This is a genomic window from Allosphingosinicella vermicomposti (assembly GCF_003012815.1).
Taxonomy (GTDB): domain Bacteria; phylum Pseudomonadota; class Alphaproteobacteria; order Sphingomonadales; family Sphingomonadaceae; genus Allosphingosinicella; species Allosphingosinicella vermicomposti.
Genome location: NZ_PXYJ01000004.1, coordinates 202,620 through 217,851 on the forward strand (window position 1 = coordinate 202,620; position 15,232 = coordinate 217,851).

Below are 15,232 nucleotides of genomic sequence, written 5' to 3' on the forward strand. Positions count from 1 at the left end.
GTCAGGCCGTCTCGACACGATAGAGGGCAAAGGGCAGCGGCGCATATTCAACTGGTAAGCGTTCCTGCGTCAGCAATTCGCGCGACACGAACTTGGCCGGTGCGAACACCAGATGATCGCCCGCTTCAGTCGCCGCGATTGCCCGCGCCCGGCTTAGCGTCAACGCTGCTTCGCCGGATTTCAACCATTCCAGATCGGGCTTGTAAATCAACCACAGGTGACGGCCATTAGCCTTGCCCAAGCGCATCACGCCATCACCAATGGCTGGTTCCGCCATCAATTTGGATTGGTCGAACGCCTGCGATGTGGCGGTGTGATAGAGCAAGGCGGCAAGCCCTTCGACGGCTGGCATGTCGTCGCCAGTCAGCAAGCCGTCCATGTCAATCGGATCGCCAAGCGTGTAATATGTGAAGCTGCCACCAAGCCCCTCGGCCCGTTCTTCAACATCGCGTTCGCCGGTAACGATTAGAACGCCGTCCTTCACCGTTTTGGCAATGCGGTCATAGTTCGGGCCATCCAGCGTTTCGATGCCTTGCACCCGCTCCATGAGCGTTGCGGCATTGCGCAGTTTGGTGAAGGTTATCGGCTGACGCAGGAGTTCTTCGCTTTGCGTGCCCTTGAACTGATAGCCATTAATTACCCGGCGCACGCGCTCGGCTGTCAGCGCATCGGCATAAGTTTCGCCTTCAACAAGGACAAAACGACGATTGCCGCCGTCGCGCGCGTTCGCTGCCAGAGTTGCGTGGGCAGTTGTTCCCGTTCCGGCAAAGGAATCCAGCACCAAGCTATCGGCTTTGGTCGCTATTTCGATAACTCTTCGAACCAACTCGACAGGCTTAGGGGCATGAAAATCCACTTCGGTATCGGAAAATATTTCAAGAAGATGTTTCTTTGAACTCTCTGTATCGCCGACTTCATCAGCAAGCCAAAGTGTGTCGGGGACCAGCCCCTTTTTCTTATCTGGAAATTGCTTGATGCGCGGGCGTCCGTCGCCGCCCTTCGGCCAATACACCCGCTTTTCTATGTCGCGAAGGTTGATGAATTCGGGTTCGGTCGCGCCCCAACAGCGACCGCGTGGCGGGTCCAACACTTTCCCGGTAGGCGTCGTGATTTTGTAAACTTGGTTTTCTCGATAGCCTTGGGCAGAAAACGGAATTGAATCCCATGGCCCCCGTGGATCGTTATCGGGGTTGGAAAGATTAGAATTGTCCGGGTCCAACCTGTTTCGAAATATCTTCCACGTATCTTTAAGGCATTTCGAATAGACGATCAGGTGGTCAAAGCTAGGCGAAAGCACGGCGCGGTTTTCGCGCGAAGTTCGTTTCTGCCATGCGATTTGCCCAATGAAGCTATTTTCGCCGAAAATGCCGTCCAATATAGATCGTGCGTGGTGAACTTCGTTGTCGTCCAAGGTTAGCCAGAGGCTACCATTCTCCGACAGCAGTTCGTGCAACAACCGCAAGCGCGGCCACATCATGCAAGCCCATTTGTCGTGACGAAGGCCGTCTTCCACCCCTATCGGATTGTCCGACAGCCATTCGCGGATCATGGGCGAATTTACGTTGTCGTTATAGGACCAGCCTTCATTGCCTGTATTGTAGGGCGGATCGATAAAGATGCAGTCCACCTTGCCCGCGTGCGTGGGCAAAAGCGCCTTCAGCCCATGCAGGTTGTCGCCGTGGATGATGAGGTTGCCATCCAGCGCTGGTTCGCCAATGCCTTTGTCTGCATGGGGCACCAACGGACGGAACGGCACCGTCAGATGGTGATTATAGACGAACTCCTTGCCTTTAAAGTGCAGCTCCGGCACGCAACTCTCCCCTTGATCCCTCAGATGTTAGCAGCGGTCAGACGGTTTCGCCACGGGTTGCCTTCAGAGCGGCTCTGGTTCACATCCGTAACATCGAGAATGCGGGGGATCGCATGGGTCTTGAATTGAAGCCTCCTTCCGAGTCGCCGGAAATAGATTGGGAAGATCAAGATGGGGCTGTTGAAGCAATGGTGGAGTGGTTTCACGCCAACTTCGAAGATCCCGCTATGGAAACGCCATATGATGGCAGGGAAGGCGGCTACCAATACATTTGGGGCGGCCCGTTCGATGCCAACGAAGAGCTATGGAGTGCTTTTCCCGAAGCGGGCGACGAACTTATCTCCCGCGCGGCGAGCGAAATTCAATCTGATGGCCTATTTGATTGGGCACCGTCTGGCAGCAGAATTCAGCCGGATGATGAGCCGGACGAACACGATTATGAAGAGGAGCTAGAGGCCAAGCTTGCCACCCTCGGCGGGCAACTTGATCGGATCGAGCAGCATATTGCCTATTGGCGCAACCGTGCACCGCAGATCGGACACAATGGGCCACCTGACGAATTCCGACTTGGCGCTGACGATGCAGATTTAGCGGCGGCGGAGGCCAGCGTGGCCGAAGTGCGCGCTGAACTTGGCAAACCCGACAGGGCAAACACCGCTAACGCCGAAGTGATTGAACGGGCCGAAGGCGCTTTCAAGCGATTGGCCAACAGGATTTTCGGCTGGATCAAGGCCGGGGCAGGTGCGCTTGTGGTTGGCGTGATCGGTGGCGCAGGCAAGCATATCGGCGAAGAAATCGCGAAAGACCCGCAAGCATTTTGGAACGCATTGGATCAAGCAAGCTCTACCCTCAACCTTTGGGCAGCGCATTTGAACGGAATGATCTGAGTTGAGGGGCTAATATCCTCGGCGGGCCTGTTGGACTAACTTTGCCACCATGCCGTTGTGCCTTTCCCGCTCCAAGATTTCCTCCAATTCTCCTATGCTAAGCCCGGAATAATCTTCCGCTTGTTCCCGCTTCAGTATCAAATCGCGGGGCACCAAAGACGCCACGATGCGCAGATACGCCGCTGGATCATCGGCGCGAAGCTTGGCCAGTGCATCCGGGCCGTGTTCGGCAAAATCGCATTCAATGGCGGCAATGAAGGTTTCAGTGAGCCGGTTGCGGCTGCCCTTTCGCCGTCCTCCACCGATATTCCCCGATATAAAACGGCCTCGCGCGTCGCGGCCCACGACTTCGCCGTCTGCTAAAGGAGCTAATGGCGCTAATTCCGTATTGGGTTGGGTTGGGGCAAGTGGATAATCTGGCCAGCCGGAATTGTCATTGCTCATGGAACAGCCTCCACACGTCCTTGCGCGGCTTGCCATCAACAACCGTGTTAGGTGGCAAGCGTTCGACCCAGCCACTTTCGGCCAAGACTGTAACAGCAGCGCGTGCAGCTTTCGCATCGCGCAATTCTGCTGGGCCGAATTGATAGATCGTCGCCAGATGCAGGACGGGGTTCGGCTGGACCTGCCACCAGTTCAGCAACCGTTGCGCCGTGCGCAGTTCGCGCGAAACCGTCGCCCCACCGTTTAGCCGCAACATCTCATTCGCGTAATAGGTGGCGAGCGTGACGGCGGATTGCATGGCGATGGCGGGTATCTCCATTGCATCGGTGTCGTCATAGAGGGTTAGCACAGCCGCCAGTCGCCCGGCGTGTTCGGCCAGCTTCGCCCCGAATGCGCGGATCGTCGATAACCCGCCGTCCGGCGCGATGGCCCGTTCGCATTCATCGTGAAACTTGATCCAAATCGGCTTGGCGTCCGGATGCAGCCACATAGGTGATGGGTCTAAGGCGTCAGGCATATCCGGGCGCGTGACAAACGGGCGCTTCAGCAAATCGGCCAGCCGATTGTTGTAGTCGGTCAGCACCGTATCCGTGCCGATGCCCGGTTCCTTATAAAACCGGGTTCCCGCCGTGCTGTTTGGCGCGACGATCAACATGCGGGCCAACAAACCGATGCCGTCAAACATGGTGTCGCCGAAAAGCGTATCTGCCACCACTGGCTGTAACATAACATGCGCTGAACAGCGCCGTCCCGGCAGGAACTTTTCACCCGTGCCGACACGCAACCGCCGAATGGGATCGCCATCCCATAGCGTGTTGAACAGCGCTGCGGTGCGCATCCTTGCCTCATCGTTGAAGGCCGCACCGCCGATCAGCAAACCCCCTTCCGCCGTGAACACGCCAGCCATGGGACGGCCTTGGGCGAGGTGTAGCGTCAGGGCTTCCGGCGTCGGGTCTGCGACAAGCAACATGGGATGCGGCGGCGGCTTCGGCTCCGCCCCAAGGGCATCAAGAGCGACACGCATGGTCGCCATGTCGTTCTTGCCCCGCTTCACCTTTTCGCGCGCCGAATCCCATGCTGCCTTGGCGTTCATGTAGGCCAGCCGCTCGCCTTCCGACTGTTGCCGCCATTCCTGTTCAACCTGATAGACGGCGGCAAGCGCCACCCGGTCAACGCTGGATTTCCGTTCGCCGCTCTCCGCAATCGTCACGAATATGGCGGTTAGCGGCTTTCGCCCGCCACCGGGCAAAATCACATCGCGTTGGGCTTGTGCGGCCAGCGTTGCGGCTGCCAAGGCCGATTGGGCACACATGGCTAAGGGCGCTTGCGTCTTATGGTGGATGGCTAGCGCGGCATCCACCAGCGGCCCCAATGCCTCAATTGGGAACGGTTGCGCGGCTGGCAGTTCGCGGAACAGGGGGCGCTTTTCGGGTGGAACGGCCAATTCCCCGGCCTGCGTTTGAACAAAGGCGGTGGCATCGGTGCGGGTCCAATTAGCAGGATTAGCCGGGTTAGCGTCCATGGGCTGCGTCCATCTGGCCTTGGCGAAGGCCGCTCAAGGCGGTTGCCGTGGCTTCGCCAATCCCCAATCCAGCTTGCTGCCCCGCCTCTATGAGCAGCGGCAAAGCGGCTTCGTCGGCGACAATGCCATGACTGACAAGGCCGCCAAGCCGACATGCCGCCCAATACAGCAAACGGTTTCGGTTGCCGGATGGTGCGCCAATCACGGCTTGCACCAAGCCGCGCAATTGATTGGTCGCGGCTTCAGCATTGGCTGGGGCTTGTAACGACGCTGGCGCGCGATATGGCTGCAACGCCATCGCCACCAACCATTCAGGCATCAAAGGCAACGAGCGGCTGGCAATGGCAGCGGCCAATTGCTCAATCGATCCATTCACCAGTGTATAGCGTCGCCCGTCTGGCAGGGTATTGCCGGGCGCGATGATGTAGCCATTGTCCCGCACGTCCACGGCTTCAGCAATCTTGCCCTTGGTTTTCCCCAAGCCAGCTGGTTTCTGGAATAAGAAGTGCAGACCATCGCCGGGCGTCTGAACAACGGGGACAGACTGGCAATCAAACGCATAGCGCGCAAAAACCGCCATCACATTGGAAATGCCATCGCCATTCCCGTGCCTGTCAGCATCAAGAACGAACAGATTGTTTGGCGCACACGGCAAGCCATAAAGCGCGCCACGATACATTGACGCCCAAACCTTCAACAGATCGGGATGGGCGTTGGCTTGATGATAGCCATTGGCGACATAGGGACTCTTAGCCCGGTCGCCAGCTTCACGACACGGGAACACCGGCACGCCGAAATGGGCATAAATGCTGGCAAGGTTGCCATTGGTCGAGGTCATGCGCGTCGCCTCAACCGCTTGCGGCGAACGGGACAAATTCCGCGTGATCGCAAGAACGCTTCAATTTCGGCGTCGGTGTTCAACGACACGCGCAAAGGCTTGACGAAATGCCAGCGCAAGCGCCCGCGTTCAATCTGCTGCAAAATCACCAAATCCAATTCGCCGATTTCGCCATTCTCGCCGGGAGCAAACAACAAGCAGTTATCGGGAAAGCCAAGTTCGTTCGGCGAGAACTTCCTTGCCCGAAAGCGGCGCCGGGGATTCGCGGCGAAAAATGCCCTATCACTAGCAATGGCCGGGTGCGTTGATTGAAGGAAGACGGGGAGCTTCATGCCGCTTTCCCGGCTTCAGCGGCGCAAGTCTCAATCCACTGGCGCACTTGGCGAACGTCCCACGCGGTGACGCGCGGTGAAAGCTTCACTGGCGCTGGAAAAGTGCCGTCCTTGACCTTGCGCCAAAGGGTAGCATTGCTGAACGGGACGATGGCCGGGATCAATTGGGCCTGCCGAATAAACCCGACTTCAGGTAGAGATTGGGACGAGTTTGTGGGTGACATGCGCGTTACTCCATGCAGTGACGCGCCATGGGGTAAGGTGAGAAGCGGTGAGCCGTCTCGGAATCCTGCGTGAAAATCACGACAGAAATTTCACGCAAAATCGTCCGATCAACGAAAAATCGTTGATGGGCCTATTGATGGGTGGACTTTCCCGGGCACCAAAAAATACTATGATTTCAATAGTATGTGGCGGAGACGGAGGGATTCGAACCCTCGATACAGTTTCCCGTATGACGCTTTAGCAAAGCGTTGGTTTCAGCCACTCACCCACGTCTCCGGAAAGCGCCGAAGCGCGGCTATAGCGGCGGTCGTCGCGCTGTTCAACTGCCCTTGTCACGCCTTTTCCACGCAACGTTCCGCCGTTCAATCGACTCGGCTCACCGCCCGTTCATTGCGGCGAAAGCATGAACAAGGTTAACCTTGCGCAGCGGAATTTATGCCGGGGAGGCTGATCGATGAAGGCTGTATTGTGGAAGCTCGCTGCGGCGGCGGGGTTGGCGCTGTCGAGCCCGGCTTTGGCCCAGGTGACGACGATCGATCCCAACGATGCCGGGGAATATGAGCCTGCCGTCGACGGCGGCGCGCAAACGGCGCCGCAAAGCTCCTATCCATCCACCTACCCGGCACCGGCTTCCTCCTCCAGCGGCGACTATGTGCCGGTCGATTCAGGTGTGCCGGATGCGGTACCCGCTCAACCGATGACAGCCACCCCTTCGGGCAATGCCGCCGATCGTGCGAGCGAAGCGGTCAGCACCGCTGTCCCGCGTGCCAACGTGTTTCAGGCTGCCGAGGGCGTGTTCGGACGCGGGGCCGAAGGTCTTGCTGGCCTTATCGAGAACATCCTCAGCAAGCAGGGTGAGCCTACTGCCTACATTACCGGCCGCGAAGCGGGCGGCGCGATCGTTGTCGGCCTGCGCTACGGATCGGGCACCCTCCATCATCAGGTGCAGGGCGACAGCCCGATCTACTGGACCGGGCCATCGGTCGGGCTCGACTTCGGCGCGGACGCCAACAAGGTCTTCGTCCTCGTCTATAACGTCAACGATAAGCTCGACATGATGAAGCGCTTCGGCGCGGTCGAGGGCAATGCCTATGTCGTCGGCGGCTTCACCGCATCCTACCTGCGCCACGGCGACAAGGTGCTGATCCCGATTCGCATGGGCGTCGGCGTGCGCTTGGGCGTCAATGCGGGCTATATGAAGTTCACCGAAACCAGCCGCTGGTTTCCGCTTTAAATTCTTAGCCTACCTACCGCCGCCAGGGCTGAGCCTGTCGAAGCCCGTTCCAGCTGGAACCGTCCTTCGACAAGCTCAGGACTAGCGGAGTGGGGATGTTGAATTTTCAGCCTTAACTGAAGTCGACGCTCTCGAATCGTAGCGGGCGCCCATGCGCCTGCTCCGCAAGGCTGCCGTCCCACATTACCTTTCTCCCGCGGATGATCGTGCCGATGGGCTTGCCGGTGAGGCGCTTGCCCGTGAAGGGCGACCAGCCGCACCGTGAGGCAAGCCAGCTTTCCTCGATCGTCCACTGCGCTTTCAGATCGACGATGGTAAAGTCGGCGTCATAGCCCGCAGCAATACGGCCCTTGCCGACAATGCCGAAGATGCGCTGGGCGCCTGCCGACGTGAGATCCACGACCCGCTGGAGCGTGGTGCGGCCGTTCGCGACATGATCTAGAAGGAGCGGCAGCAAAGTCTGCACGCCGGGCATGCCGCTCGGACTCTGCGGATAGGGCTTCGCCTTTTCCTCTTTCGTGTGCGGCGCGTGGTCGGAGCCGATCACGTCGGGCACCCCTTGATTGAGCCAATGCCAGAGGCCGTCGCGATGTAGGCCCGAACGGATGGGCGGGTTCATCTGGGCATAGGCGCCGAGCGAAGGATAGGCCTCCTCCCCTGCCAACGTTAAATGTTGCGGCGTCACCTCACAGGAAGCGATGTCCTTGTGTTGCGCGATGAGTTCCAGCTCGGCGGGCGTGGTAACGTGGAGAATGTGGATACGGCGCCTGGCTTCCCGCGCCAGCTTCAGGATCCGGCGGGTGGCCAGCATCGCGCTTTCATCGTCGCGCCAGACCGGGTGTGACGATGGATCGCCCTCGATCCGCTCCCCGAGACGCGCATTCATCCGCGCTTCGTCCTCGGCATGGATGGCGACGCGGCGCTTGCCTGAAGCGAGAACGCGGGCGAGTTCGCTGTCTTCCGATACGAGCAGGTCGCCGGTGGAGGCGCCCATGAAGATCTTCACGCCCGCCGCGCCTGGGAGCCTTTCCAATTCCTTCAGCTGATCGGCATTGGCCGATGTGGCGCCAACGTAGAACGCATGGTCGCACCACATGCGGTCCTTCGCGCGAGCGAGCTTGTCGGCAAGAGCTTCGGCACTGTCTGTATTGGGCTTGGTGTTGGGCATTTCGAACACAGCAGTGACGCCGCCCAGCACCGCGGCACGGCTGCCGCTTTCAAGGTCTTCCTTGGCCTCAAGACCGGGCTCGCGGAAGTGGACCTGGCTGTCGATCACACCCGGGAGGATCGTGAGGCCCGCGCAGTCGATCGTCTCGGCCGCATCTCCATTGGCGCCGATCTCGACGATCTTCCCGTCGCGGACGCCGATGCTGGTTTCAGCGGGGCCGCCCGGAGTCCAGACGGTGCCGTTCTTCAGGATCAGATCATAAGTCGGCACAGGCTTCTCCGTTCGTCCCGAGCGAAGTCGAGGGGCGCCCGCACAAACGCATCTCGACTTCGCTCGATGCGAACGGCTTTATCTTGGGCGAATGAGTCCCTAACTCATCGTCATGCCCGGAACCACCCTCATCGACCGCGCCGTCATCCGCCTTACCGGCGAAGATGTGCGCGGCTTCCTGCAAGGCCTCGTCACGAATGAGGTAAACGAACTCGCGGAAGACGAGCCGCTATGGGCAGCCCTTCTGACGCCGCAGGGCAAGGCTCTGTTCGACTTCCTCCTCTGGGCCGATGATGAGGATGTGCTGATCGACTGCGAGGCGGATCAGGCCGATGCGCTGATCAAGCGCCTCTGCCTTTACCGCCTGCGCCGCCCGATCGCGATTACACGCGACGAGTCGCTGGCGGTGCACTGGTCGCTGGAGGGCGAAGACCCGCTCGATCCGCGCCTCCCTGCCCTCGGCCATCGCTGGATCGCGGCGCCGGGCGAAGCGGCGGAAGGCTGGCGCGAACACCGCCTGCGTCTCGGCGTGACCGAAGGCGTCGCGGAACTGGGGCAGGACAAGACACTCTGGCTCGAATGCAATGCGGCGGAACTCAACGGCGTCAGCTTCACCAAGGGCTGCTATGTCGGCCAGGAAAATACCGCCCGCATGAACTATCGCTCGAAGGTGAACCGGCGCCTTATCGTCGTCCCCGCCGACGCGTCGGGCGAGCGAACGCGGATCCACTATCCGGAGGTCGGCCTCGCGGTGGAGCATCGCCGGGTCGAAGACCTTGGCGACGCGATCATTCCGGACTGGCTGAAGCCCGCTCTTTCCTGACGATCCGCGCGAGGGCGGTGAGGCCGATCCCCATCCAGACGACGTTGAGGATCGCCGAGGGCATCGCGCCATGCCACGCGCTGTTGACGATGAAACCAGCGGCGCCGAGCACGTTCATCCCCTGATAGACAGGCGAGCTGCCGTGAAGGCGGCCCGCGGTCAGGAGCAGATAGGCAGCGAGAATGAGCAGCGCGCCTGCCCATCCCGCGACCTCGACAAGGATATCCGCCACGCTCAGGCCGCGAGGTTGCGCAGCACGTAGTGGAGGATGCCGCCACCGCGATAATATTCGAGCTCGTTCACCGTATCGATCCGGCAGCGCGCCTTGAAGGTGAAGGTCGAGCAGTCGGCGCGGGTAACGAGGACGGTGACGTCCTGCCGCGGCTGGAGGTCCGCGACGCCGAGGATGGTGAAGGTTTCCTCGCCCGTGAGACCCAGCGACTCGCGGTTATCATCGCCCTGGAACTGGAGGGGGAGAACGCCCATGCCGACCAGGTTCGAGCGGTGGATGCGCTCGTAGGTTTCGGCGATGACGGCGCGGACGCCGAGGAGGTTGGTGCCCTTCGCGGCCCAGTCGCGGGAGGAGCCGGTGCCATATTCCTTGCCGGCCAGGACCACCAGCGGGGTGCCCTCTTCCTTGTAGCGCATGGCGGCGTCGTAGATGGGGAGGACTTCGCCGGTTGGGACGTGCTTCGTCACCCCGCCCTCGATGCCGGGGGTCATCTGGTTCTTGATGCGGATGTTGGCGAAGGTGCCGCGCATCATGACTTCGTGGTTGCCGCGGCGGGCGCCGTAGCTGTTGAAATCCGTCCGCTCAACCTTATGAGAAGACAGGTAATTTCCGGCCGGGCTATCCGCCTTGATCGCGCCCGCGGGGCTGATGTGATCGGTGGTGATGGAGTCCGCGAAGATGGCCAAAGGACGGGCGCCGATAATATCTTCCACGCCCTCGGGGGTCATCGTCATGCCTTCAAAATAAGGCGGGTTCTGGATGTAGGTGGAAGTTGGCGACCATGCGTAGGTATCGCCACCCGATACGGGGATAGCGCGCCACTTTACGTCGCCATTGTAGACATCGGCGTAACGCGTGGAGAACATTTCGGCGTTTACGTAGCGGTCGATGAGCGAGCGCACTTCCTCGTTCGTCGGCCAGATGTCCTTCAGGAACACGTCGTTGCCCTGCTGGTCCTGCCCGATCGGCGCGGTGACCATGTCCTGCGTCACCGTGCCCTTCAGCGCATAAGCGACCACGAGCGGCGGCGAAGCGAGATAATTGGCGCGCACGTCCGGGCTGACGCGGCCTTCGAAGTTGCGGTTGCCCGAAAGGACGGACGCGGCGACCAGGTCCTTCGCGTGGATCGTCTTGGAAATCGGTTCGGGCAGCGGGCCCGAATTGCCGATGCAGGTGGTGCAGCCATAGCCGACGAGATCGAAGCCGATGGCGTTCAGATCCTCCTGAAGGCCGCTGCGCTCCAGATAATCGGTGACAACCTGCGAACCAGGCGCCAGCGAGGTCTTCACCCACGGCTTGCTGTCCAGCCCCTTTTCCCGCGCCTTGCGGGCGACGAGGCCCGCGGCGACGAGGACGGACGGGTTGGAGGTGTTGGTGCAGGACGTGATCGCCGCGATCACCACGTCGCCATGGCCAAGATCATGGTCGGTGCCCGCAACCGCGTGACGCTCGCCAAGCTCGCTTTGCGCGTGGCCATATTCCTTTTCGAGATTGACGCGGAATTCCTCGTCCAGGCTCGAGAGCAGCACCTTGTCCTGCGGGCGCTTCGGGCCCGCGAGCGAGGGCTCCACGCTGCCCATGTCGAGGCTCAAAGTATCGGTGAAGATGGGGTCCGCGGCGCCTTCGCCTAGCCAGAAACCCTGTTCCTTGGCATAGGCCTCGACCAAAGCCACCTCGTCCGCCGGACGGCCGGTGAGGCGGAGATAGTCGAGCGTCTTGCCGTCAATGCCGAAGAAGCCGCAGGTCGCGCCATATTCCGGCGCCATGTTCGCGATGGTCGCACGATCGGCGAGCGACAGAGCGGACACGCCCGGGCCGTAAAATTCGACGAAGCGGCCGACCACGCCCTTCTTGCGCAGCATCTGCGTGACGGTGAGGACGAGATCGGTGGCGGTGATGCCTTCCTTCAAGGCGCCGGTCAGGTGGAAGCCGACGACTTCCGGGATCAGCATGGAGACGGGCTGGCCGAGCATCGCGGCTTCGGCCTCGATCCCGCCGACGCCCCAGCCGAGCACGCCAAGACCGTTCACCATCGTCGTGTGGCTATCGGTGCCGACGAGCGTGTCGGGATAGGCGACTTCCTCACCGCTCGCATCCTTGGACGACCAGACGGTCCGCGCGATATGTTCGAGGTTCACCTGGTGGCAGATGCCGGTGCCCGGCGGCACGACCTTGAAATTGTCGAACGCCTGGCTGCCCCATTTCAGGAACTCATAGCGTTCCATGTTGCGCTGATATTCGAGCTCGACATTCTTTTCGAACGCCTTGGGCGTGCCGAATTCGTCGACCATCACCGAGTGATCGATGACGAGGTGGACCGGCACCTGCGGATTGATCTTTTCCGGATTGCCACCGAGCGACTTCATCGCGTCGCGCATGGCGGCGAGATCGACCACGGCCGGAACGCCGGTGAAATCCTGCATCAGCACGCGGGCCGGGCGATACTGGATTTCGCGCGGGTTCGCGCCCTTGTCCTGCTGCCAATCGACGATCGCCTGAATGTCGTCGCGGGAGACGGTGACACCGTCTTCGAAGCGGAGCAGGTTTTCGAGCAGCACCTTCATGGAGAAGGGAAGCCGCGACACATCGCCCAGCGCCTCACCCGCTTTCTTCAGCGAGTAATAAGCATAGGATTTGCCGCCGACATCGAGGGTGGAGCGGGTGTTGAGTGTGTTCTGGCCAACCTGCGTCATCTGCGACTCCTATCGGAAGGGGCGTCGCGTCAGTGGGCGCGCCGCCCGTGGATTTGCGGGCGCCTTAGCAAGGGTGGGGCGATGGGGGAAGGGTCGGGAGCGCCAACACTAGGCGCAGCAAACCGAAACGCACAAATAACGTTAGGGCTAGATGGGGTACTAATCTGTGCTACAGAGTAACCAAATTTGAGAGAAGCAAAATGGCCATAAGCGACGGCGACATCGAAGCCATTGAACGAGGCGAAACGGCAATTCGCTTAAAACGGTTCACAATAACTGGCCTGTTCGGCTATCTAAACCATACAATAAATTTCCCACAAATGTCACCCACGGCGTCAGCCCCGGAAATACTTATTGTGGAAGGGCAGAACGGCACCGGCAAGACAACCATAATGAAAATGCTTGCCGGCATTACCAGCGCGCTCAATTTCGATATTTTTCGTCAAGTTCCATTCCATAATGCCGAGCTTGAGCTTTCAAATGGCGATATACTTGGCATATCATCGGATATATCAAATCCGGAATTCCCGATTGTAGCGACATTTCGTCATCATGTAGTTCGACTCGCAAGGGTGCGTGAGTCTGGTGTTTATACTAGTGAACAAGAGGCGGCGATAACTGCATATCGCGAAGATGCTCTTCCTTTACTTAAAAGTGTAGACTTCGAGCTGTTAACAATTGATCGGTCGATAGTTGTAGAAACGAAGTCCTCTGATGATTTGATTTACGATTCAAAAACGGGTCAGTTCACGCATAAGAAAAAAGATAAAACCTTGGCCGCGCGTGTGCGTGATTTTTTGAGAGATGCGCAGGTGAATTATCGGCGTTTTTTTCAGGCCGAAGAATTAGAACTCTTACCCAGGATTTTAAAGCAATTTTCGAATATTCAAGAAAGCTATGATGCCGATACCCTTTTAGGCCGAATCAATCGCGTGCTCTACAGCAGTATCGAGATCTCGCGGTTCGGTCTTCAGACCGATGAGAAAGAACTCGAAACGCTTGCGAATCTTTTGCGTAACGACTCGTATAAGTCCGACCAACACATCTTAGCTCTGCTTGCAAGCTACATCGAGATACATGAAAGTAGGCACGAAGCGCGCCAATTAATAGCGCTGAGATTGTCGTTGTTTGAGACAATCATGGACGAATTCTTCGTTGGGAAAAAGATAAGAATTTCCTACAGACACGGCTTCGAAATTATAGGGACCTCGGGCGAAGGATTGAAAGAGAAAGATCTTAGTTCTGGTGAGTTTCATTTCCTATATATGATGGTTGCGGCACTTCTTTGCGAAAGAACGGGAACAATAATAGCGATCGATGAGCCGGAGCTGTCTCTACACGTAAGTTGGCAGAGGCGGCTTATAGGTGCTTTGTCCAAATGTGCGTCAGGCGCATCTCCCCTGTTTTTCTTAAGTACTCATTCCACCGCAATTTCTTCGTCTCAAAGATTTGCGGTACAGACCCTGTCGTCGATTGACTAAGGTATGTCGCGACTTCCTCTCGACGAATAAAAATATATGCTTTGTTGCCAAGACCCCTTGGCAACAATGTTATTCGTCGAGGGTATACGGGATTTGATCTTTTTTAAGAATTTGGTCCCACTTTCTGAACGGTGCAATGCATCGGTGTTGCCGGTTGATGAGATCGACATTCCCGCTACCGTACTCGGTGGAAGTAGAGGGAGGCTGTTGTGGTTAGCCGATCACTTGGGTGCGGAGGCTGAACTCTTAGGAAGAGTACTTTATCTAGTTGATGCGGATTTGGACCGTTTCATGCCTAGGACTCATAGAGACGACATAATCTTAACCGATTTAAGCGACTTCGAGTCATATGTCCTAAATGATTGCTCGCTAAGCCATATAGCGCTTATCTTCGGCATAGGCGACGAGGACGGAGCCGCTCGCCTCCTGGAGGCGCTTATCCGGATTTGTAAGCCCCTAAAGGGCATTCGAGCCGCAAGCCAGCGCGCATCGTTAAATCTCCCTGTCAATCGAACGCTCGGCGAAAAGCGCAGAGAAAGACTTAGTAGGTATTTACAGGGTTCGGGCTTTACCTGCGACGTCGACATCGAGAAGTTGGTTGGCGCGTGTCATAGCAATGCTCAGTCTGATGTTAGCGCGCGGGCTCAGTTTGCGACCGCTCAACAATCTTTGGACGGCATAAGTTTATCAGACGTTCATTGGGCACAGGGTAAGGATCTGATTGGGGCCCTGGCGGCCGTTCTCAAAATACCTTTTGAAGAAGCGTCACGCCACATAACAGGCTCGATATTTGCCTGCGCGGGTTCGATCCAAAGTATGCCTGCCATGCAAAGGATAGATAGCTTCCTTAGAGCCTAATGGCGGGCGAACAGGGTTGCCTATCCTTTTTGAATGCTCCCGCTATGTTCTGCTCATGCGACTCGACCGCGATCAGCTTGCTTTGCTTGGATTAATCGCCCTCGACGAGATGGTGATGAAGTGCCGTGAGGGGCCGCAGGGGCGGCCGATCTCGCTGCGGGCGACGCTTGCCATGCTCTATGTTCTGGGCGGGCGGGGGACCTCACGCCGTCATGCTGAACCCTTCGGCGGCGCTCAGGACAGGCTTGTTTCAGCATCCATCTAGCGGGCAACAGGCCTTTCTCCGGCATGGACCCTGAAACGAGTTGGGGTCTATCCCCTTAGCATAGGTATCGCTTGACTCAAGTATAGCACGTCTTATCGCATAAGCCCCTAAAATCAGGGGGCGCTCCATATGTCCGAACAGACATTCTGA

Annotated in this window: 14 protein-coding genes and 1 tRNA gene; 5 read left to right on the forward strand and 10 right to left on the reverse strand. The window is 58.6% G+C overall.

All coding sequences use genetic code 11. The features are described 5' to 3' along the window. Position 1: 1 nt before the first annotated feature. On the reverse strand, positions 2-1,810 hold the full coding sequence (locus C7I56_RS12110; RefSeq protein WP_106640873.1) for a site-specific DNA-methyltransferase: 1,809 nt from the start codon (positions 1,808-1,810) through the stop codon (positions 2-4). A gap of 113 nt (positions 1,811-1,923) precedes the next feature. Here C7I56_RS12110 and C7I56_RS12115 point away from each other — a divergent pair, with 113 nt between their 5' ends. Further along, a complete protein-coding gene (locus tag C7I56_RS12115) occupies positions 1,924-2,697 on the forward strand; it encodes a hypothetical protein (RefSeq protein WP_158703133.1) in 774 nt (257 codons plus the stop codon). A 9-nt stretch (positions 2,698-2,706) separates the two neighbouring features. Here the strand turns inward: C7I56_RS12115 and C7I56_RS12430 are convergent, their stop codons facing one another. The 6 genes from C7I56_RS12430 to C7I56_RS12145 all read right to left on the reverse strand — a co-directional run bounded on the left by C7I56_RS12430 (position 2,707) and on the right by C7I56_RS12145 (position 6,334). Beyond that, on the reverse strand, positions 2,707-3,141 hold the full coding sequence (locus C7I56_RS12430) for a hypothetical protein (RefSeq protein WP_158703134.1): 435 nt from the start codon (positions 3,139-3,141) through the stop codon (positions 2,707-2,709). Further along, on the reverse strand, positions 3,131-4,663 hold the full coding sequence (locus C7I56_RS12125) for a YfjI family protein (protein ID WP_106640876.1): 1,533 nt from the start codon (positions 4,661-4,663) through the stop codon (positions 3,131-3,133). Before C7I56_RS12125 ends, C7I56_RS12430 begins: the two co-directional genes overlap by 11 nt. Continuing rightward, positions 4,653-5,501, reverse strand: coding sequence for a bifunctional DNA primase/polymerase (locus C7I56_RS12130; RefSeq protein WP_106640877.1), 849 nt, complete (start codon positions 5,499-5,501; stop codon positions 4,653-4,655). The genes C7I56_RS12125 and C7I56_RS12130 overlap by 11 nt, the downstream gene beginning before the upstream one ends. Continuing rightward, a complete protein-coding gene (locus C7I56_RS12135; protein WP_106640878.1) occupies positions 5,498-5,833 on the reverse strand; it encodes a hypothetical protein in 336 nt (111 codons plus the stop codon). Before C7I56_RS12135 ends, C7I56_RS12130 begins: the two co-directional genes overlap by 4 nt. Then, complete coding sequence (locus tag C7I56_RS12830; protein ID WP_106640879.1) at positions 5,830-6,057, reverse strand: helix-turn-helix transcriptional regulator; 228 nt, start codon at positions 6,055-6,057, stop codon at positions 5,830-5,832. Before C7I56_RS12830 ends, C7I56_RS12135 begins: the two co-directional genes overlap by 4 nt. A 187-nt stretch (positions 6,058-6,244) precedes the next feature. After that, positions 6,245-6,334, reverse strand: a tRNA-Ser gene (locus tag C7I56_RS12145). 178 nt (positions 6,335-6,512) lie between these two features. On the opposite strand from C7I56_RS12145, the gene C7I56_RS12150 reads away from it, so the two are divergent. Continuing rightward, positions 6,513-7,292 carry a DUF1134 domain-containing protein gene (locus C7I56_RS12150; protein WP_106640880.1) on the forward strand — a complete coding sequence of 260 codons (780 nt, stop codon included), beginning with the start codon at positions 6,513-6,515 and terminating at the stop codon, positions 7,290-7,292. A 112-nt stretch (positions 7,293-7,404) separates the two neighbouring features. On the opposite strand, the gene C7I56_RS12155 is transcribed toward C7I56_RS12150, so the two are convergent. Then, complete coding sequence (locus tag C7I56_RS12155; RefSeq protein ID WP_106640881.1) at positions 7,405-8,730, reverse strand: dihydroorotase; 1,326 nt, start codon at positions 8,728-8,730, stop codon at positions 7,405-7,407. A gap of 112 nt (positions 8,731-8,842) precedes the next feature. On the opposite strand from C7I56_RS12155, the gene ygfZ reads away from it, so the two are divergent. Continuing rightward, positions 8,843-9,553 (forward strand): CAF17-like 4Fe-4S cluster assembly/insertion protein YgfZ, encoded by a 711-nt coding sequence (ygfZ, locus tag C7I56_RS12160; protein WP_106640882.1) that lies wholly within the window; start codon positions 8,843-8,845, stop codon positions 9,551-9,553. On the opposite strand, the gene C7I56_RS12165 is transcribed toward ygfZ, so the two are convergent. Beyond that, complete coding sequence (locus tag C7I56_RS12165; RefSeq protein ID WP_342587713.1) at positions 9,519-9,785, reverse strand: CBU_0592 family membrane protein; 267 nt, start codon at positions 9,783-9,785, stop codon at positions 9,519-9,521. The genes ygfZ and C7I56_RS12165 overlap by 35 nt on opposite strands. A 2-nt stretch (positions 9,786-9,787) precedes the next feature. Beyond that, positions 9,788-12,478: an aconitate hydratase AcnA gene (gene acnA, locus C7I56_RS12170; RefSeq protein WP_106640884.1), complete on the reverse strand. Its 2,691-nt coding sequence runs from the start codon at positions 12,476-12,478 to the stop codon at positions 9,788-9,790. Positions 12,479-12,678: 200 nt separating this feature from the next. On the opposite strand from acnA, the gene C7I56_RS12175 reads away from it, so the two are divergent. Then, a complete protein-coding gene (locus C7I56_RS12175; RefSeq protein WP_106640885.1) occupies positions 12,679-13,959 on the forward strand; it encodes an AAA family ATPase in 1,281 nt (426 codons plus the stop codon). Positions 13,960-14,872: 913 nt separating this feature from the next. Beyond that, on the forward strand, positions 14,873-15,082 hold the full coding sequence (locus C7I56_RS12185) for a hypothetical protein (RefSeq protein ID WP_106640887.1): 210 nt from the start codon (positions 14,873-14,875) through the stop codon (positions 15,080-15,082). Positions 15,083-15,232: the final 150 nt, after the last annotated feature.